The sequence below is a fragment of the Aeromonas sp. CA23 genome (assembly GCF_002587065.1).
GTDB lineage: Bacteria > Pseudomonadota > Gammaproteobacteria > Enterobacterales > Aeromonadaceae > Aeromonas > Aeromonas bestiarum.
This window is the reverse complement of the sequence record NZ_CP023818.1, coordinates 3,328,899-3,349,065: the sequence shown is the minus strand read 5'-3', so window position 1 is coordinate 3,349,065 and position 20,167 is coordinate 3,328,899. Positions and strand designations below refer to the sequence as shown.

The 20,167-nt window shown below is 63.8% G+C and carries 14 protein-coding genes; 6 read left to right on the top strand and 8 right to left on the bottom strand.

Annotation, left to right across the window (positions count from 1 at the left end):
• Positions 1–38: 38 nt before the first annotated feature.
• Positions 39–1,166: an HPP family protein gene (locus CK910_RS15640; RefSeq protein WP_098983912.1), complete on the bottom strand. Its 1,128-nt coding sequence runs from the start codon at positions 1,164–1,166 to the stop codon at positions 39–41.
• Between the two features lie 300 nt (positions 1,167–1,466).
• Between CK910_RS15640 and CK910_RS15635 the strand changes: the two genes are divergently transcribed.
• Entirely contained in the window at positions 1,467–2,588 is a 1,122-nt protein-coding gene (locus CK910_RS15635; RefSeq protein WP_098983911.1) for a glycosyltransferase family 9 protein, read from the top strand.
• Between the two features lie 77 nt (positions 2,589–2,665).
• Here the strand turns inward: CK910_RS15635 and CK910_RS15630 are convergent, their stop codons facing one another.
• Both CK910_RS15630 and metE read right to left on the bottom strand, forming a co-directional pair.
• Positions 2,666–3,415 carry a substrate-binding periplasmic protein gene (locus tag CK910_RS15630; RefSeq protein WP_098983910.1) on the bottom strand — a complete coding sequence of 250 codons (750 nt, stop codon included), beginning with the start codon at positions 3,413–3,415 and terminating at the stop codon, positions 2,666–2,668.
• A 165-nt stretch (positions 3,416–3,580) separates the two neighbouring features.
• Complete coding sequence (gene metE / locus CK910_RS15625; RefSeq protein WP_172955334.1) at positions 3,581–5,845, bottom strand: 5-methyltetrahydropteroyltriglutamate--homocysteine S-methyltransferase; 2,265 nt, start codon at positions 5,843–5,845, stop codon at positions 3,581–3,583.
• 161 nt (positions 5,846–6,006) lie between these two features.
• On the opposite strand from metE, the gene CK910_RS15620 reads away from it, so the two are divergent.
• On the top strand, positions 6,007–6,927 hold the full coding sequence (locus CK910_RS15620; RefSeq protein ID WP_098983908.1) for a LysR substrate-binding domain-containing protein: 921 nt from the start codon (positions 6,007–6,009) through the stop codon (positions 6,925–6,927).
• Positions 6,928–6,984: 57 nt separating this feature from the next.
• Here the strand turns inward: CK910_RS15620 and CK910_RS15615 are convergent, their stop codons facing one another.
• The 3 genes from CK910_RS15615 to CK910_RS15605 form a co-directional block, all read right to left on the bottom strand.
• Positions 6,985–7,749, bottom strand: coding sequence for a siderophore ferric iron reductase (locus CK910_RS15615; RefSeq protein WP_098985116.1), 765 nt, complete (start codon positions 7,747–7,749; stop codon positions 6,985–6,987).
• 95 nt (positions 7,750–7,844) lie between these two features.
• Entirely contained in the window at positions 7,845–9,989 is a 2,145-nt protein-coding gene (locus tag CK910_RS15610) for a TonB-dependent siderophore receptor (protein WP_098983907.1), read from the bottom strand.
• A gap of 289 nt (positions 9,990–10,278) precedes the next feature.
• Positions 10,279–11,190 carry an AraC family transcriptional regulator gene (locus CK910_RS15605; protein WP_098983906.1) on the bottom strand — a complete coding sequence of 304 codons (912 nt, stop codon included), beginning with the start codon at positions 11,188–11,190 and terminating at the stop codon, positions 10,279–10,281.
• A gap of 287 nt (positions 11,191–11,477) precedes the next feature.
• On the opposite strand from CK910_RS15605, the gene CK910_RS15600 reads away from it, so the two are divergent.
• Positions 11,478–12,218: an SDR family oxidoreductase gene (locus CK910_RS15600; RefSeq protein WP_043557713.1), complete on the top strand. Its 741-nt coding sequence runs from the start codon at positions 11,478–11,480 to the stop codon at positions 12,216–12,218.
• Between the two features lie 98 nt (positions 12,219–12,316).
• On the opposite strand, the gene CK910_RS15595 is transcribed toward CK910_RS15600, so the two are convergent.
• The gene (locus tag CK910_RS15595; RefSeq protein WP_098983905.1) at positions 12,317–13,222 is read right to left on the bottom strand and encodes a LysR family transcriptional regulator; all 906 of its coding nucleotides are present in this window, start codon (positions 13,220–13,222) and stop codon (positions 12,317–12,319) included.
• A 101-nt stretch (positions 13,223–13,323) separates the two neighbouring features.
• Between CK910_RS15595 and CK910_RS15590 the strand changes: the two genes are divergently transcribed.
• The 3 genes from CK910_RS15590 to CK910_RS15580 all read left to right on the top strand — a co-directional run bounded on the left by CK910_RS15590 (position 13,324) and on the right by CK910_RS15580 (position 16,738).
• Positions 13,324–13,962, top strand: a complete 639-nt coding sequence (locus tag CK910_RS15590) for an NAD(P)-dependent oxidoreductase (protein ID WP_043138908.1) — start codon at positions 13,324–13,326, stop codon at positions 13,960–13,962.
• Between the two features lie 445 nt (positions 13,963–14,407).
• Entirely contained in the window at positions 14,408–15,478 is a 1,071-nt protein-coding gene (locus CK910_RS15585) for an isopenicillin N synthase family dioxygenase (RefSeq protein ID WP_098983904.1), read from the top strand.
• A 96-nt stretch (positions 15,479–15,574) separates the two neighbouring features.
• The gene (locus CK910_RS15580; protein ID WP_098983903.1) at positions 15,575–16,738 is read left to right on the top strand and encodes a trans-sulfuration enzyme family protein; all 1,164 of its coding nucleotides are present in this window, start codon (positions 15,575–15,577) and stop codon (positions 16,736–16,738) included.
• An 86-nt stretch (positions 16,739–16,824) separates the two neighbouring features.
• On the opposite strand, the gene CK910_RS15575 is transcribed toward CK910_RS15580, so the two are convergent.
• Positions 16,825–19,605 carry a M16 family metallopeptidase gene (locus tag CK910_RS15575; protein ID WP_098983902.1) on the bottom strand — a complete coding sequence of 927 codons (2,781 nt, stop codon included), beginning with the start codon at positions 19,603–19,605 and terminating at the stop codon, positions 16,825–16,827.
• Positions 19,606–20,167: the final 562 nt, after the last annotated feature.

The following is a 20,167-nucleotide window of genomic DNA, read 5'->3' as shown; positions in this document are numbered from 1 at the left end:
CTGCCCCCATCAAAAGGCCCCGCGAGGGGCCTTCTTCGTTAGCCGCCGACTCCCTGGTCAGCCTCGGCCAGTGCGGGCTGCAGGGCCAGGGTGAACAGGGCCGCCACCATGTCCGACTGGGTCAGCATGCCGACCAGCTGCTCCCCGTCCACCACCGGCATGTGGTGCAGGCCGCCATCGGAGAAGGCGGCCACCAGGTCGTAGAGGGGCTGGTAGCGGCGGGCCGTCGACACGTCGCGGGTCATCAGATCCGCGACCCGCAGTGCTGCCAGAGCTGCGGCGCCCCGCGGTTGTTGCAACACCCGATCGATCATCAAGTCGTGCAGCGTGATGATGCCGGCGAGGCACCCCGCCTCATCCACCACCGGCAGCGCCTTGATCTGATGGTGGGAGAGCAGCCGCCACGCCGCCATGGCCGGCTGATCCGGCCCGATCAGGATCAGATCCCGCGACATCACATCCTGTACTCGCACCGTACCCACCCTGGCACGCAGGGCGTGCAGCTGGGCCTCCTGCAGCAAGGCCTGCAGATCCTGGCGACTGATGTCGAGCAGCTCACCGTGCTGCTCCAGCGCAAGATCGATCGCCGTGGCCTGGGTCGCGATGCGCTCGCTCGGCTGGGGATCGGCGGTCTGGTGACGATTGGGCTGAGCCTTGCCGCTATTGGGGTAACGGCGCCCCAGCAGCCGGTTGTAGAGCAGGGCCAGCATCAGCAACAACAACGAATTGAGCAGCACCGGCAGCAAGACGTAGCCCACCCCCAGCTGGCGGATCCCCTCGCCGCCGATGACGGCGGTCAAGGCCACGGCGCCCCCGGGCGGATGCAGGCTGCGGGTGAGGAACATGGCCGCGATGGCCAGCATCACGGCTGCGGCAGAGGCCAACGCCATCTCCGGGATCAGCTGGGCACTGAGCACCCCCATCAACGCCGATACCCCGTTGCCCACCAGGATGGACCAGGGCTGGACAAGCGGGCTGGCGGGCGCGGCAAACAGCAGCACGGCGGACGCCCCCATGGGCGCGATCAGCCAGTGAACATTGAGCCCCAGCCCCCACTGGCACACGAAGGCGGTGCCGAACAGCCCGACGAAGGCACCGAGGGCGCCATAACAACTCTCTTTGACACTGGTATTGGTCGATACCGGAAAGAAATCCCTGAACTGCATGCGGTTTCCAACGGATAAGGTTTATTTCAAATGCGCAATTCTAGCGAGTCACCCTCACTCAATGCCAGCGCGCAGGCAAGCGGATCACGCAGAAATCCCATCCGGCCCGTCGACCGCCGTCATGCAGGCGTTTTTCATCAAAAATGGCCTCCCGGATCCGCCCAGCCGCCTCCAAACTGTGATGCCGCAAAAAATTCTTACAAAAAAAGGGGTGACGACCGCTTTTTTCTCTCCTCTTAACGCTTTCTTAAGACTTGCCGTGTCACCTTGATGTCATTGTCATCAACAGAGCCACTCATCATGAGCACCATCAGAGATGCCCTGCGTCGCTTCGACGGCCAGCGCCGTTGCTGGACGGCCGGGCTGGAGCGGGCGGCCCTCGCCTGGCTTGCCAGACGAAGCAGGCTGCCGGCCTCAAGCCAGCCAGCCCGACGGATCCTCATCATCCGCAGCACCAACCGCATCGGCAACAATCTGTTCCTGCTGCCCTTTTTGCAAAAGGTACGCAGCGCCCACCCCAACGCCGAGATAGAGCTGGTGTGCAGCGGCGGCCAGCTGCTCCCCTTTCTGGCCGATCTGCAGCTGCACCAGCTTCATCAGGTCAGATTGCAGGGCAAGCGCCTGCTCGCGGCCCTGCCCGTGCTGTGGCGCCTGCGTCGCCGGCAGTATGACAAGGTCTATGTGCCGTTCGCCTCCAGTACGGATCACCTGATCGCCGCCTGGGTGAAGGCCTGCGAGAAGCTGGGCTTTGCAGAGGCAAAAGGCGATGCGCTGTTCGATCGGCCGCTCGCCGCCAACGACCACTGCCACTATGCCCACCAGCCGCTGCAACTGCTCGGCATGCACGCCAGCCTGGCCGATCAGATTGAACTGGGCAGCGTGCTGCGCACCGCCTGCCCACACCTGACGGCGTTGGCACAGACCCATCCCGGCCGGCCCCTCATCGGCTTTTTCACCGGTGCCCGCAAGGGCAAGGGGCTCTCCCTTCCCCAATGGCAGCGGCTGCTCGGGGATCTGCGCCGCCAGCGCCCGGATGCCCTGCTGATCCAGTTCAATGATCCGGCCGATCCCCTGCCCCTGCTGGGCGACATGCAGGTCTCCCTGGGCAACTTGAGCGAATTGGCCCGCTTCGCCAGCGGCCTCGCCCTCTTCGTCAGCTGCGACACGGGCCCGCTTCATCTGGCCGCCGCCAGCGGCGTGCCTTGCCTGGGTCTCTTTACCCAGACAGATCCCGCGCGCTACGGCTGCCTCGGGGCCCAGCACCTCAACCAGGTGGTCGACGATCGCAACGCCATTCCCCTCGATGCCCACTGGCTGGCCGAGACGCTGGCGCGGGAGCAAGCACCTCGGGAGCTGCAACCCGCCCTCTCCCATGTGCACTACCTGAACCCGTCCCCGGCGCCCTTGCTGATGGCACGCTGACGCAGATACAAGGAGGGCGGCCCTGGCCGCCCTCCTTGTTTTAACAAGCCGTTATCCGGTGCCATGGCGCAACCGCCCTAACGATAACGCGCCTCGATGCGGGCCAGCTCGCCGCTCTGGCGCAGCCTGATCAGGACGCGGGAGAACTCGGCCGCCCGGCGGTGAAAGGGAGAGGTATGGGCGAGGCAGAGGGTGAGCGGGGTCAATCCCAGCTGAAGCGGCACCTCTATGATGTGCCCCGTCAGTCCCAGCTGGCGGAGCTTGAAGTTGGCCACGATGGGATCCGTGATCATCAAGTCCCCCCGGCCGGCCGAGAGCATCTTGAAGACGTTGTCCACATTCATGGTCAGATGGACCTTGAATCCCACCAGATTCTCCTTGCCCCAACCATTGCCTATGTAGTCGAGGATGGTGAACGCCTTGAGATCCGCCAGGGCGCGTGCCTGATTGAGTCGCGCCAGCTGGGGGTGGCCCGCCTGGGTGAACAGGGTCAGGGTAGATACGGCGACCGGCTCCTCCACCACCTGGGTATAGCCCCGCCGCTCCTGGGTCGGCACTGTGACAAAGCCATCGGCCTGGCCGGAGCGCACCAGTTTCTGGGCCCGCAGCCAGGGATACCCCTGATGAGTGACGCGGATACCGAGCTCGGCCGCGACCCTGTCCATCACATCCACCATGATGCCCCGCATCTTGCCCTGCTCGTCACGCCAGGAGTAGGGAGCAAAATCATTGAAATAGACCATGTTGAGCGAGGGGGCAGGAGCCGCCAGAGGGCAAGTGGCCAATAACAGTGCCCATAGACTCCCGATCCAGACACCTGCTTTCATTTTTCCTGCCCCGCCCACATAACCCTGTCCTGAGCCTAGCGCACACAGGGTTGGCGCGGACCTGCCCGCACAAAAACAGAGGGAAGGCGTGCGCCTTCCCTCTTTCGTTATGCCCGAACTCTGTTGTTATTTGTTGATTCTTGGCCGGCCGGCCTGGCTGCCTAACTAGGCCAGCTCTGCCCGCAGTGCCCGAGTCGCCTCCACCATCACGGTGAGGGCAGCAGTGGTCTCTTCCCAGCCGCGGGTCTTGAGGCCGCAATCCGGGTTGACCCAGAGCCGCTCGGCCGGGATCTGTTTGGCCGCCTTGCGCAGCAAGCCCTCAATCCAGCTCTGGCTCGGCACGTTCGGTGAGTGGATGTCATAGACGCCCGGGCCGATTTCGTTGGGGTAGTTGAAGCGCTCGAACGCTTCGAGCAGCTGCATCTGGCTGCGGCTGGTCTCTATGGTGATCACGTCCGCGTCCAGCGCCGCCACCGCCTCTATGATGAGGTTGAAGTCGCTGTAACACATGTGGGTGTGGATCTGGGTGCTGTCCACCACAGGGCTGGCGCTCAGGCGGAAGGCGCGCACCGCCCAGTCCAGATACGTCTGATGATCCTGTTTGCGCAGGGGCAAGCCCTCGCGGATCGCCGGTTCATCGATCTGGATGATCTTGATGCCGGCGGCTTCGAGATCTGCCACCTCGTCGCGAATGGCCAGGCCAATCTGCAGGGCGGACTGCTCGCGGCTCACGTCTTCCCGGGGGAAGGACCAGCAGAGTATGGTCACGGGCCCGGTCAGCATGCCCTTGACCGGCTTGTCGGTCAGGCTCTGGGCAAACTTGGTCCATTCGAGCGTCATCGGGGTCGGGCGGTCGATATCCCGGGTGATCACCGGCGGCTTGACGCAGCGGGAGCCATAGCTCTGCACCCAGCCGAAGCGGGTGATGGCAAAACCGTCCAGCAGCTCACCGAAATACTCCACCATGTCGTTGCGCTCGGCCTCGCCGTGCACCAGCACGTCCAGCCCTATGGCTTCCTGGCGCTCAATCGCATCCTTGATCTGGGCCTGAATGCCCGCCTCGTAAGCACTGTCGTCGATGCGACCAGCCCGCCAATCCTGGCGCAGTACCCGAATTTCCGAGGTCTGCGGGAAGGAGCCTATGGTGGTGGTGGGCAGCAGCGGCAGCTTGAGATCATTGCGCTGCGCCTGCGCCCGCACCGGATAGGCGCTCTGGCGGTCGAAATCGCTGTTGGTCAGGCTGGCGAGCCGTGACTGCACCACTTTCTTGTGGACCCGGCTGTCGGACTCCCGATCCACGATGGGCTGGCTGTAGGCGGTGATCTTGTCGATGTCACCACAGTCCAGGTAGTCGGCCAGCAACCCCAGCTCGTAGCACTTTTGCAGGGCGAAGGCGAACCAGCTGCGGGTCTGGCCGTCCAGCTCGTGCTCCAGGGTGAGATCCACCGGGCTGTGCAGCAGGGAACAGGAAGAAGCCACCCATAGCCGCTCGCCGAGCTTGGCTTTCAATGCGTTGAGCGTCGGTGCCAGCTTGGCCAGATTGGCACGCCAGACGTTGCGACCATTGATCACCCCGGCGGAGATGACCCACTGGGCCGGCAGATGAGGAACCAGCGTCTCCAGCTGCTCGGGCGCCGCCACCAGATCCAGGTGCAGGCCATCCACCTTCAGGCTGGTGATGATGTCGCGCTGATGGGCCACGGAACCGAAATAGGTGGTGAGCAGCAGCTTGCAGGGGCCGCTCAGGCGCTCATAGGCATTCAGATAGGCCAGACGCCACTCATCCGGCAGGTCCAGCGCCAGCGCCGGCTCGTCGATCTGTACCCACTCCACTCCCTGGGCCGAGAGCCTCCCCAGGATCTCCTGATAGACGATGAGCAGGCGCTCGAGCAATTCCAGACGAGAGAATCCGCTCTCTTTCTCCTTGCCGAGCCACAGGTAGGAGATGGGCCCCAGCAACACCGCCTTGACCGGCAGCCCCAGCGCCTTGGCCTCTTCCACCTCGTCAAACAGCTGACTCCAACCCAGCTTGAAGCGCTGGTCACGGCTGAACTCGGGCACCAGGTAGTGGTAGTTGGTGTTGAACCACTTGGTCATCTCGGCGGCGGCCGCCGCCGGGCCGGTCGGCGCACGGCCACGGGCCACCCGGAACAGGGTATCGAGATCGGTGTCGCCATGGCGGTGACGCTCGGGGATGGCATCCACCAGCAGGCTGGTGCCGAGCACTTGGTCGTACCAGGCGAAGTCGCCAACCGGCAGCAGGTTGACCCCGGCGGTACGCTGGGCCTGCCAGTGACGTTCACGCAGGCTCTTGCCGGTGGCGATGAGTTCCGCCTGAGTTGTCTCGCCACGCCAGTAAGATTCGAGGGCAAATTTCAGCTCGCGCTTGGCGCCGATACGGGGAAAGCCCAGGGTGTGTGCTCGTGTCATAGGTCCAATTCCTTATGCTCGTTCATCTGATGGGAAACTGGATGATTTAGCCATCCAGATGTTTACACATCCAAAATGACAAGATAAGGTGGCGTTGGCTATTGAATCCTTTTCAACAGCCTCTCAAGAAATCCGCGATTGATGCAACAAGGAACCATGTTATGGCAGTGCCAAGCAATTCAGGCCTGGAAATCAAGCACTTGAGAACCCTGACCGCGCTGGCCGAGCAGGGTTCGCTGGCCGGCGCGGCGCTGACTCTCAACCTCACCCAGTCGGCCCTCTCCCATCAGCTCAAAGAGCTGGAGACCCGCCTCAACCTGGAGCTCTACCTGCGCAAGAGCCGCCCCCTGGTGCTGACGGCGGCGGGCCAGCAGTTGCTGAGTCTGGCCCGCCAGGTGCTGCCGGCCCTGGCCCAGACCGAGAAACAGCTGCAGGCCCTGCACAGCGGCGACGCGGGCCGGCTGCACCTGGCGCTGGATTGCCACAGCTGCATCCAGTGGCTGCTGCCGCTCCTGCCCGATTTTCGCCGCCAGTGGCCCGGGGTGGATCTGGAGGTGGAGTCTGTGCCCGGCTTCGATGCCATCAGCGCCCTGCTCGGCGGCCAGCTCGACCTGCTGCTCACCTCGGATGTACAGGCGCGCGGCGATCTGCACTTCGAGCCGCTGTTCGCCTTCGATCTCACCCTGGTGATGGCGCCCGATCACTCCCTCTGCCAGCAGTCACTCATCAGCCCCACCGATCTGCAACGGGAAGTGCTGCTGGTCTACCCGGTGGAGCGCGCCCGCATGGACGTGTTCAGCCGCTTTTTGCAACCCGCCGGGGTCGAGCCCGCCCGCTGCAAGCTGGTGGACAACACCTCCGTCATGCTGCAGATGGCCGCCGCCGGGCTCGGGGTCGCCGCCCTGCCGCGCTGGGCCAGCGAGGAGTTTGTGCGTCAGGGCTTGCTCGAAGCCAGGCCGCTGGGACAGGGCATCCGCCGCCATATGTATGGGGCCGTGCGTGCCGCCGACAAGGATCAGCCCTGCCTGCAGAGCCTGTTCGAGCGCATTCGCAGCAAGATGGGTGAGCAGAAAGAGGCGTAAAAAAGCCGCCCCAGGGAGCGGCGCTCACGCCTCTCGACACGCCGGCGCTCAGGCGCCTCAGGATCCCTCGCCGCAACTTGCAGCCCCCTGCCGCCTCGGGCAGTTGGCGCAAAGCTCCCCATCACGGCGCTTGTAGTGCAGGCAGCAACGCTGGCGCACATAGCCAGGAAAAGCGCCCTCTTGCGGCCATGACGCCGGACGCCATCCCGCCAGATGCTCGGCCGGCAGACCGCAGGCGGCGAGCCAGTGCGGCGCGTGCTCGCTCACCTGTTCAGGGCTCACATGGGTGAAAAAGTCGGGTACCCGCACCAGGGCCGCCAGCAGATCGTCCGCCAAGAGCGGGCGCACGAAACCGGGTCTGAGCCGCTGCACCCCGCCCAGCAGCGTGAACAGCGCCTGCCAGTGGGCCTGCAGCCGCTCGCCCGCGGCCTTGATCAAGGCATCCAGCTCCCCCTTGATCATGGGCTCGGCCGGCAGGATGAAGCCCGATACCAGCCCATCCTGATAACCCTGCCCCAGCTTGTCCAGCGCTGGCACGGCCCCCAGTCGATAGACGGCCACCATGGCGAGATAGAGGGACTGCCAGCAGAGCATGCCCCAGCTGCGGGTCAGCCAGTAGGCGGGCCCCGCCTCCGGGTGCGCCAGCCGCCAGTGATCATGCAGCGCCGCCGCCACCTCGGCCGGGGTTGAATGAGGGGAAGCTGCCAGCAAAGGGGGCGAGTCCCCCGCCTCCGCCAACCGCCCCTTGAGCGAAGGAATAAGCCCGCTGGCTGCCGCAAACAGGGCGCCATGATCCGCCAGCGCACGGATCTCCGTGTGCACGGCCAGCGCACCGAGCCCGCGGGGCAAGGCGCGCGGACGGTCATCTGCGGCGGCTAGAAGATGAGCATGCCCCGGACGCGGCCCGGGGCGCAGGGTCAGAATACGTATTTGAGTCGCGCCTCCACGTTGCGCTCTGCCCCGAACCAGCAGTTGTTCTGGTCGTAGCAGGAGTAGTAGGTCTTGTTGAACAGGTTGCTGGCGCTCAGCGAGGCCTCCACCCCTTGCAGGCGCTGGCTGAGTTGGGCCAGATCGTAGGAGGCGGACACGTCCATCAGCAGATAATCCGGTACCGTATCCGTGTTGGCGGCATCAAGCTGCGCCTCCCCCACGTAACGCAGGCCGGCGCCAACCCGCATCCCCTCCAGCTGGCCACCCGGCAGGTAGTTGCTCCAGAGCGAAGCCATCTGCTTGGGTACCCAGACCGGGGTCTTGCCCTGCAGGCTGGTGGTATCTCGGGTGATCTCCATGTCCTGGCGGGTATAGCTCAGCGCCAGATCCCAGCGGCTGGTGAGATCGAGTCGCCCCTCCAGCTCAACCCCCTTGGAGACCATCTCGCCGGTCTGCAGCTTGGGCCCGTAGACGTTGTCCGGATCCGTCACCAGGGCATTTTGCTTGGTGATGTGGAAGACCGAAGCGGTAAAGGTCTTGCTCATGTCCTCGGCGAGAAACTTGAGTCCCCCCTCCCACTGATGGCCTGTGGCCGGTTTGAACGCCTGGCCATTCTTGTCCGCCCCCGCCACCGGCTCGAAGCTCTCGGCATAGCTCACGTAGGGCGAGAGGCCGTGATCCAGCTCGTACAAAGCGCCGAGGCGCAACGAGAGGTTGTCCTGATCTATCTGGGCCAGGGTGTTGCTCGCCGCCCCCTGATAGAGGGTCTGGCTGTCGGTGTCCATCCGGTAGCTGTCATAGCGGGCACCGCCTATGGCCACCAGCCGGTCCAGACGCACCTGATCCTGCAGATAGACGCCGGTCTGGGACTGGCGGATGGTCTTGCTGTCCTGATAGTTGAAGGTGAGGGCCGCCGGCACTATCTGGCTGTGGTTCGGGTTGAAGATGTCGATGCCGGGCGCCGAATAGTCGAGGGTGTCCCGGTAGAGAATACGGGCATCCAGATACTGGTAATCGACCCCGAGCAGCAGGTTGTGCTGGGCGCTGCCGGTCATCACCTTGCCCGCCAGCTGGTTGTCGATGACAAAGCCGCGAGAGTCTTCATCGGTCAGATAGGCATTGCGGGCCAGGGTGCGGTTGTCCGCCGCCAGGGCCGCATTGTAGGTGTTCTGCTGGTTGGCCGAGGCGTCCATGTAGCGGGCGTTTTGCAGCAGCTGCCAGTTGGCGTTGAAGTCGTGGCTCAGCTTGTAGCCGAGCAGGGTCACCTCCCGGCTGTAGTGGTTCCAGTTTTCATCGCCAAGGAAGGTATCGCTGCCAAGCTGGCCCAGAGGATTGGATTTGACCGAGCCGCTGGCCGGTACTGTGGTGTAGATACCGGCTTGCGGGTCTTTCTGGTAATAGAGGTTGAGGTTCAGCAGGGTGCGATCACTCAACTGCCAGTCCAGCGACGGCGCCAGCACGTAGCGCTCCTCCTCTGAGGTCACCGCCTGCCCCTCCTTCTGACGGGCCAGTCCCACCAGCCGATAGGCAAGCTGATCATTGATGGCACCCGTGCTGTCGAGGGTCAGCTCCTTGAGGGTGCCTGTGCCCGTCGCCACGCCGACGCTGTGCCTGGCTTCCCGCTGCGGCCGCTTGGCGATCAGGTTGACCATGCCCCCCGGCGGCATGCTGCCGTAGAGCACGGAGGTGGGCCCCTTGAACACCTCCAGCTGCTCTATGGCCACCGGATCTATCTGGGGTTGCAGGTTCCAGTCGTTGTATTGCAGCAGCAGGCCGTCGTAGAAGTTCTGGTAGTTGTCAAAGCCGCGGATGTTGAACAGATCCAGCCGGTTGACCGCCCCGCCGCGCAGCTCGGTATTGACGCCGGGCACGTAGCGCAGCGCCTCGCTCACCGAGCTCACCCCGCGCAGCGAAAGGGTCTCGCCGTCCACCACAGAGATGGCCTGGGGCGTCTCCATGGGGTCAAGCCGGGTCTTGGTCGCCGTGTTGCGATAGGTCTGACCCAGTACCGTCAGGGTTTCATCGACCACCGCACCTTGCGCATTGGACGTGGGTGCGGCCAGCACTGGGCCTGCCAACAGGGCGGAGAGGGTCGCGGAGACCAGGGTCAAAGGGGGGTGAGTGGCGTACATCTGATCCTCGAATGCAATAATTGAATAGTAACAAATCTCATTTGCATTTTATTGGGTCAATTTGCCCTTGAATTAACAATTTGGGGCATGTTGGCAGGAAAAACGGCAAAAAAGGGGCAAGACAAGCCCCATCCGACTACCTGCCATGTCGATGGAAAAAAGGCATCGAATTCAAATGGCTATCTTTTCTGAGGGAGGGCTTCTATGAGATGGCGGTCAATGGCGGGACGTCACCCTGCGTGATGCAGGCCAAGGGGTGGGCGCCCTGCCGCCAAACCGCTCACAAGGTTCAGCCCTGGCGGGGCGCTATGGGCAACCAGTACTCCATGCGGGCATAAGGCTGTTGGCCATCGAAGTCGGGGGTGTAACGCTCCAGCTCGAAACCATCCAGCCCCCGATAACCCGAGGCGGGCAACCAGTGCAGGATAAACCAGTTGAGGGTCTGCCCCAGCTGGCTGATGGGGCCCACGTGGCTGAGCACGGCGTACTCCTGGGGCGGGATGGCCAGACGAGCCAGCCCGCTCGGCGGCTCGCTCCCCTCCTCTGCCGCCACGCCCGCCCAGTAGACCAGCGGCTCTCCCGCGCCTGACACATCCACCACGCCGATCAGATCGCGGGCCCTGTCCAGACCGCCGGCACTGCGCAAGGCATGCCAGATGGCGGGCACCGTCTGCTGGAAATCGGGCTCGCTGGCGAAGAGCCCGCGGATCAGCCCCTTGACCCCCTGCAATATGAAGCCCGGCTGACTCTCGACCCGTACCTGCACCAGTCTGGGGGCGCTGGCGAGCGGCGTATGGGCTCGCACCAGCGGGGTGCGCAACCCCAGCCGCATCCCCCGCTTGCGATAGGCCAGCGGCGAGCAACCGAACTGCTGCTTGAAGGCGCGGCTGAAACTCACCTCGGAGCCAAAGCCGTAGCAGAGCGCCAGATCCAGCACCCGCTGGCGGCTCGTGAGCAGCGCCTCCGCCGCCAGGCTCAGCTTGAGCTCGCGCACATAGTGGGCCACCGTCTGCCCTGTCTCGTGCAGGAAGACCCGCTGCAACTGCCAGCGCGACCAGCAGCTCTGCTCGGCCAGCTGCTCCAGCGACAACGGCTGATCCAGATGTCCGTGGATGTAGTCGAGCACCCGCTCGATGCGGGTGAAATGGGCGCTAGCCTGTGGCGCGGGGCCAGGGGATGCGAGGGGGAAGGTAGGTGTCATTGGGTGGTCGGGATCGCTGCCGGCAGAGGGGCACGCTGCCCAAATAGCCACATTAAACATGGCCGTCGCCCCGGCGGCAAGTGGCCTGCGGCCACCGGCAGGCAGCGCACGCGTTTGTCACTCGACGCCATGCCGTCACCTGTGCCTTCAACAAGGCCGTCACGCCAGCTTGGCAGGCTGTCACAAAAATGACGCATTTCCCTGTCAGATTGTTTGAAAACAAATATATCAATTAGCCTGAAAAGCCAATAAAGTCCTCGTTCGAATCTTTTGCAGGGAGAGCCAAGATGAAAAAAATTGCCTTGATCACCGGAGCCCGTGGCGGCATAGGATCCGCCATCACCACCGCCTTGCTGGCCCAGGAGTATCGCATCATAGCCACTCACTCCAGCGGCAACAGTGCGGCGGCCCATGACTGGTACGGAGAGCAGGGTTATCGGCCGGAGCAGGTGCGGCTGCTGCCGCTGGACGTGGCCGACACCGCCATGTGCCGCGAGACCCTGGGTCGCCTGTTGCAGGACGAGGGCCGGGTGGACGTGCTGGTCAACAACGCCGGCATCACCCGGGATGGCGCCTTCAAGCGCATGGCGCCGGAGCAGTGGTTCGAGGTGATCCACACCAATCTGTGCAGCCTCTACAACGTGACCCAGCCGCTGTTTGACGCCATGTGCGAGCAGCGCGATGCCCGCATCATCAACATCTCCTCAGTCAACGGCCAGAAGGGGCAGTTCGGTCAGGTCAACTACTCGGCGGCCAAGGCGGGCATGCTGGGCTTCACCAAGGCGCTGGCGGCGGAAGGGGCCCGCTTCGGGGTCACGGTCAACGCCATCGCCCCCGGTTACACAGCCACCCCCATGGTGGAGGCGATCCGCAGCGATATCCTCGACAGCATCAAGGCCGACATTCCCATGCGCCGCCTCGCCAAGCCGGAGGAGATAGCCGCCGCCGTGGCCTTTCTCGCCAGTGAGGCGGGCGCCTATATCACGGGGGAAACCCTGGCCATCAACGGCGGCCTCTACATGAAGTAATGCCGGGAGTTATCTCATCGACAGAGGGCAGCCAATCGGCTGCCCTCTGCTTTTGGCAAGTTGAGACAAAATGGCGCAGCCCCTGCCTGCCACCCGGCTCAGGGGCGCGCCGCCGCGGCCCCCACCGGCTCGGCGAAGTGACTGCGCAGGGCCGTGATCACCCGCCGCACCTTCTCCGGGATCTCCCGCTGGGGAGTGATGGCGTGGATCTCCATGGGCGGTACCCGAAATCCCGGCAGCAGCTCCAACAGCCGACCCTGGGCGAGATCCTCTGCGATCTCCCCCTCGGGTTGCAGCGAGACCCCCTGCCCCGCCAGGGTGAACTGGCGCAGCGGCAGCACGTTGTTGCACACCACCCTGGGCTTGGGTTTGACCTTGTGGCCCTGCCCCTTGTCGTCGAAGAAGGTCAGGCCCCCGCTCAGCATGTCCGCTGCCAGCCAGTCGTGTTCCAGCAGATCTGCCGGGCTGCGTGGAGTGCCCTTGCGCGCCAGATAGGCGGGCGAGGCACACAGCAGCATCCGGGTCTGACCCAGCTTGCGCGCCACCAGGCTGGAGTCGGACAGGGTGCCGACTCGCAGCGCCACGTCGATGCGCTCGGCGATGAGATCCCGCTTCTCGTCGTCCGCGATGATCTGGATGCACAGGCCGGGATGGGCCTGCAACAGCGGCGACAAGGCCCGCGCCAGCGGCTGGCCCGCCATCCCCACGGGCGCCGTGATCCGCACTTCACCGAGCAGGCTGTCGCGCACCTCCGAGAGGCGCAGTTCGGTCTGATTGAGGGTCTGTTGCAACGACTGGCACCCCTGCCACACCACCTCCCCCGCCTCGGTCAGGTTGAGGCGGCGGGTGGAGCGATGCAACAGGGTGAGGCCGAGCAGACTCTCCAGCTGGCTGATATGCTGACTGACGGCGGAGGGGGTCATGCCAAGGGCCTTGGCGGCGCCCGTCATGCTGCCCGCCTCCACCACGGCGGCGAAGATGGCGTAACGTCTGAGCTGTTCCATTATTAAATCCAGCTTACAAGTGAATCAATTTTATAGCCGATTATTAAATCACATTCGGCGGCGTAGGATAGCCTCATTCCAACAGTGAAGGAGAATTCCCCATGAAAATTGCCCTGATCGGTGCCAGCGGTTTTGTCGGTACAGCCATCCTCAATGAAGCCGTCAGTCGCGGCCATCACGTCACCGCCATCGTCCGTGACACAAGCAAGGTGGCCGCCCACCCGCAGGTCACCGCCGTCGCCGTGGATGCCCAGCACCCACAGGCGCTGGCCGAGGTACTCAAGGGGCACGACCGGGTGATCAGCGCCTACAACCCGGGCTGGACCGCACCGGACATCTACGACCAGTACCTCAAAGGGGCCAAAGCCATAGTCGCGGCGGCCGTGACCGCCCACAGCTGGTTGCTGGTGGTCGGTGGTGCCGGCAGTCTGGAAATCGCCCCCGGCGTACAGCTGGTGGATACCCCGGACTTCCCGGCCGAGTGGAAGCAGGGCGCCCTGGCAGCCCGCGACGGTCTCACCGCCCTGCGCCGTGAAACCACCCTCGACTGGCGTTTCGTCTCCCCGCCCGTGTTCCTCGAACCCGGCGACAAGCGCGGTGGCTATCACCTCGGTGGCGATCAGGTGCTGTTCAGCGGTGACAAGCCTGCCGGGATCACGGTCGGCGATCTGGCCGATGGCGTGCTGAACGAGGTGGAAAAACCGGCTCACCTGCGCCAGCGCTTTACCCTGGGCTACTGAGTGGGCAACTGAGCAGGCTCACCGATCAGGTCTCAGCCTGATCCCCGCTCAACGCGCGAAACAGGAAGGGAGGCCTCAGCCTCCCTTCCTGTTTCGCGTCTCCGATAGCCGGGCCCGCTCCCGCCCGTGAACGCTCGTGCCAGCCAGCCACTTGTTTTCGCACTAACTGGGTGCCCGCAGCCCCATGGGACAGCCGGTACACGACCCCGTGAGCCGCTCAATAAACACCCAGCCGAATGGGTGTCGAATTCTATTTCGATTTTTGTATATAACTAAGAATAATTTGTTGTTTCCGTCTTATAACGCCGAACAGTAGCATCACCCTCAATCCAAATGGCGCCATCTTTACCGATCGGCCAGGTGGCTCACCACCGATCGGCGCGCTGTCGTTTTTGCACTGAGTGGCCGGGAAACGTCCCGGCGCTCAGAAAATGAGGAGGTGCACATGGAACATTCACCACTGCCGATCATCGATCTCGCCGCGCTCGAAGGCGCCCCTGACACTCGTCGCCAGATGCTTGCCAAGCTTGGCCGGGCGGCCCGCGACATCGGCTTTTTCTATCTGACAGGCCATGGCCTGAGCGAGGTGCAGCAGCAGGAGACCCTGGCGCTGGCGGCCCGCTTCTTCGCCCTGCCGGAGCAAGAAAAACGCGCGGTGCAGATGGTGCACTCCCCCCATTTTCGCGGTTACAACCAGGTGGGTGCCGAGCTCACCCGCCAGCAGCCGGACCGGCGCGAGCAGTTCGACATCATGAATGAGGCGCCTGCGCTGGCAGAGGACGAGATCCATACCCCCTGGCAGCGGCTGATAGGCCCCAACCAGTGGCCCGCCACCCTGCCCGAGATGAAAACGCAGCTGCTGGCCTGGCAGGAACGGCTGAGCGACATCACCCTCACCCTGCTCGCCGCCTTCGCCGAGGTGCTGGCGCAGCCGCAGGGGGTGTTCGATGCCAGCATCCAGGGCGCCCCCTATCAGCACATGAAGCTCATCCACTATCCGGGCCGGGAAGCGGGCAGCAGCAGCCAGGGAGTGGGCGCCCACAAGGATCCCGGCTACCTGACCCTGGTGATGCAGGACGATCACTCCGGACTAGAGGTGGAGACGGCGGCAGGCTGGATCCCGGCGCCGCCCCTGCCGGGCGCCCTGGTGGTCAATATCGGCGAACTGCTGGAGCTGGCTTCCAACGGCTACCTCAAGGCCACCCTGCACCGGGTGGTGAGCCCGCCGCCGGGGGTATCGCGCCTCTCCTGCGCCTTCTTTATGGCGGCGAGACTCGATGCTAACGTGCCTTTGTTGCAGCTCTCCCCCGAGCTGGCGGCGCAGGCACAAGGGCCCGAGAGCGACCCGACCAACCCGCTCTTCTATCAGGTGGGTGAAAACGTGCTGAAAGGGAGGCTGCGCTCCCACCCGGACGTGGCGGCGCGCCACTATACCGCCGCCCCGGCGTCGGCCAATCAGCAGACAACAAGTGGGCAGACGACAAACAGCGAGCGGCGCGAACCGCAGCCAGCCTGACTCTGCCATACCTATTAGACGGGGGACGCCGCGGCGTCCCGCCACCCGGATGACACAAGCAGTTAAGCCACAGCCTGGCAATGACGGAGTAATAGAATGAAATTCAAAACCATGAGCGTGCACAGCGGCCAACGGATCGATCCCCAGACCGGCGCCCTCACCACCCCCCTCTACCAGAGCAGCACCTTCAGCTACTTCAACGCCCAGGCGGGCAAGGAGCGTTTCGCGGGTCAGGCCCCCGGCTTCATCTACAGCCGCTTTGGCAACCCCACCACAGCCGAACTGGAACAAAAACTGGCAGCCCTTGAGGGTGCCGACGAGGCACTGGTGGTAGCGAGCGGCATGGCGGCGGTGAGCGCCATCATGTATGCCCTGGCCGACAGCGGCGACGAGGTGGCCTACATAGGCCCGCTCTACGGCGGCACAGATGCGTTTCTCAAGCAGACCTTCAGCCGCGCCGGCATCAAGGTGACCGCCTACGAGAGCGATCAGGATCTGCTGGCCAACATCCGTCCCGCCACCAAAGTGGTACTGTTCGAAACCCTGACCAACCCCACCCTCAAGGTGGTGGATCCGCGGGTGGTAGTGGAAGCGGCCCGCAAGGTGGGCGCCATCAGCGTGTGTGACAACACCTTCCTCACCCCCTATCTGCTGCGCCCGCTGGAACTTGGCATCGACATCGTCATGCACAGCGGCACCAAGTACCTGGGCGGCCACGGCGACATCATCGCCGGTGTGGTGGCGGGCTCTCACGCGCTGATGAAATCAGTGCGCACCGTGGCCCTCAAGCACATAGGCTCCCCCATAGGCCCGCAGGAGGCCTACCTGCTGCAGCGTGGGGTCAAGACCCTGCCACTGCGCATGGATGCCCACCTGCACAACGCCCAGAAGGTGGCCGAGTTCCTGGCCGCTCACCCGGCGGTGAAGAAGGTGATCTACCCGGGACTGGCCAGCCATCCGGGCCACGACGCCCTCGGCGCCTTCGCCGGCGGCTTTGGCGGCATGGTGAGCATAGAGCTGGAAGGCGGCTTTGCGCGCTGCGCCACCCTGCTCGACAACCTGCAGCTGTTCGTGCAGGCGGTGAGTCTCGGCGATCTCGAGAGCCTGGCCTGCCATCCGGCCAGCACCACCCACGCCGCCATGGACGAGGCGAGCCGTCTCGCCGCCGGGGTGAATGACGATCTCATCCGCTTCAGCATAGGGGTGGAAGATGCCGACGATCTGATAGCCGATCTGGCGGCGGCACTGGCCGTCGCCTGATGCCCTAGCCCCTTTCACGGCTCAAAAACAGCCCGCCCCATGTGAATGGGGCGGGCTGTTTGCATCAAGGAGTGGAGAGCCGCTTGTCAGGGGGCGAAAGAGATCCGCTGCACCGGCCAGCCCAGCGCAGCGAGCTCGGGAGCCAGCACCTTGGCATCCCCCACCACCAGGATCACCATGTCATCGGGGTCAAGCCAGCGGCGGGCCAAGTCTCGCAAGGTGAACGTCGACAGCTGGCTGACCGTCCGTACCCGCTGCTCCACATAATCCTGCGGCCACTGCGCCAGCAAGATGGGCAGCATGTACTCCACCTCCTGCGGCAGCGTCTCGTAATCCAGCGCCTGGCGGTTGAGCACACCTTCACGCAGGGTACGCACCTCCAGTCGGGTCGGGCCCTGCCGCTGGTATTTGTCGAGCTCCTGCAGGATCTGCTGCAGGGCGGCCCGGGTCACCTCGGTGCGCACGCTGCTCTGCAGCAGAAAATAGCCCGCCTGACTGTTGCCGTTGAAGGCGGTATCGATGAAGTAGGTGTATCCCAGCTCCTCACGCAGGCGGATATGCAGCCGATCCGCCAGGGAGGCATTCATCAACCCGGCCAAGAACTGCTCACCAGACCCGTCGCTCGCCATGGCGCGGCGCCCCATGCGAACAAGGCTCTGGCTGGCGCCGGGATTATCCAGCAGATAGATGGCCCGTTTGGCCTGCTGGCCGGCAAAGCCGAGGGGCCGCAGGCTGGGCGATTGCCCCTCTGGCTCAACCAGAAAAGATAGTGCACTCACCACCTTCTCCTGCGCCAGATCCCCGCTCACCACCACCCGCGCCTCCCCGCTGCGATAGACAGCCCGATAGAAGGCGCGCACATCGTCCAGGGTCAGGGATTGCCACTGTGTCTGCGGATCCGGCACCCTGGCCAGGCCGTCGATCAACGCATGAAACTGCTGATCGGCCTGCCACTGGGGCTCTCGCACTTGCTGCTTCAACCATTGCTGGGTCTGGAGCTTGAGGCGCTGGAAATCCGCCGGTCGCAAGACCGGCTGCAGCAACAGCTCCCGTACCAGCGCCAGCGTCTCATCGAAGTGAGAGGTCACCCCCTGCACCGTGATCTGGCTGTAGCCTTCCTCATAGCCAAAACTCAGGCTGGCCCCCAGCTGACGCGCCCGCTCCTCAATGGCGGCAGCCTGCCACCGCTCACTGCCCTGGGACAGCATGCTGGCGGTCAGTTCAGCCAGTCCGGCCTTGCCCTCTGGCTCGGCCCGGTACCCGCCGGGCCAGTTGATGCGCATGACAAAGGCTGGCACCTCATCGCTGTAGTGACCGAGCAGGGAGACCCTATCCCCCAGGCGAGCCTGCCACAGGGTGGGCAGTGGCACGGGCAGCGCCCCGCCACTGGCGGGTTCCTGGCGCCTGTCCAGGGTCTCCTTGACCGGACGTGAGCGCAAGAGAGGCTCAGCCAGGGTGCGCGGCAAGGGGGGCGGCTCGACAAAATTGGCCTGGCCGGCCTGCCACCCTTGATGCGCCTCGGGCACCACGCTCAGCACCACCCTGGGTTTGTGCAGTACATAGTGGTCCAGTACCCGCTTTACCTCGGCGGGCGTCACCCGCGCCATCCGTTCGAGATAACGATGCAGGTAGTTGGGCTCCTGAAACAGGCTGTGGCCCGTGCCCAATAATTCCGCCTTGCCGGCCACGCTGTCCAGCGACCAGACTAGGTTGGCACGCAAGGCATTGGCAGAGTGCTCGAGCCGGGCCCCGGGGATGCCCTCCCGGGCCAGTCTGGCGATGACACCGTCTATCTCGCGCTTGATGGGTTCGAGCTCGGCGCCCTGCTCCAGATTCGGAATGGCCTGGATCACCAGCATGCAGGCGAGCACGCCACACTCATGGCGGGCAGAGACGAACACCAGCTTGCCGCTCTGTTGCAACTGTTGTTGCAGCAGGCCACTGGCGGAGCCCCCCAGTTGATCGGCCAGCAGATCGAGGGCTTCGAAACCCGGGTCCCGGGCCGAAACGGTCGGATAGGCCAGCACCAGCATGGGGTCCTGTACCGGGGCCGTCAGGGTACGATATCGACTCTTTTTCAGCGCCACAGGCCGGGGCACTGAGCGAGCCTGGCCGGGGGCTGGCGACAAGGCGCCGAAGTAGCGTTCGACCCAGGCCAGGGTTTGCGCCGGCTGGATATCACCGCCGATCACCAGGGTGGCATTGTTGGGGCCATACCAGCGCAGGAAAAACTGGCGCACATCCTCCAGGGTGAGGCGCTCCAGATCCGCCATCCTGCCAAACGGCGTGTTGAAATAGGGGTGATTGGGTGGATAGAGGGTACGGTTCAACACCTCCAGCACCCGGCCATAGGCAGGCGTGTCGACCAGGTCGGCTCGCTCGTTCCTGACCACGTCACGCTTGGCATCAAACTTTTGCTGATACAGGGTATCGAGCAGGAAGCCCATCCGATCCGCCTCCAGCCAGAGCACTTTCTCCAGCTGATTGGCCGGCACAGTCTGGTAATAGCGGGTCTGATCCCGTGTCGTCAGCCCGTTGATGTCACGCCCCCCCACCTGCTGCAGCAGGCGGATATGCCCCTCCTCCCCCACATGGGCCGAGCCCTGAAACATCATGTGTTCGAACAAATGCGCCATGCCGGACTGGCCCGGCGCCTCTTCGGCCAGCCCGACCCGATAATTCACTTCCACATGCACCAGAGGATCCGAGTGATCCGGGGTCAGGATCACCGTCAGGCCGTTATCCAGCCGATATTGCTGGTAAGGGACGATAAGCGGATTGGTGCCTTTCTTTTGCTCCTTGACCAGTACCGGGCCAGCCAGGGCCAAGGCACTGAATAAATACAATAAACTCCACGCGACTCTCATTTTGTTTCCCAATTCTCAAGTCTGAACATTATTATTGTTATCGGTTGTTGCACTCACGCTATATTCACGCCAATTCGCCAGCGGCCCCATTATTCATCTCTATTTGTGTGGTGATATGAATCATGCTGGCAGGTCAGCGTGCTGGCGACATATCGTCAGATGACTGACCCTTGTATCAATATTTGCACGCCATGGGTGCCATGCCTGCGCACGGGTAGCACCCGGGGCCAAGGCCACCAGTGTAATCAATCGGGGCCTTCAGGGATATCTCGCGGGCACCGTCATTTGTAACAAGCCATGAGATGACCAGAGATAAGCGTTAATCATGGCCATCACAACCCTTATTTCCGAGCCGGATTCATCGCCATTTTTCAATGTGTCAAAAGGCGCACACGGATGCATTTCTCACCGGGATGACTATTTACCATTGAGTCAGGAGAAAATACGCGATCGGAGATGAATAATATCAATTCAATTAATAACGAGACTCGGCCTCTCCATGCGCACAGTCCAAGTGAATATGCTATTGCGCCGGAACGCCCGCGCTCTGCACGCCCAAACG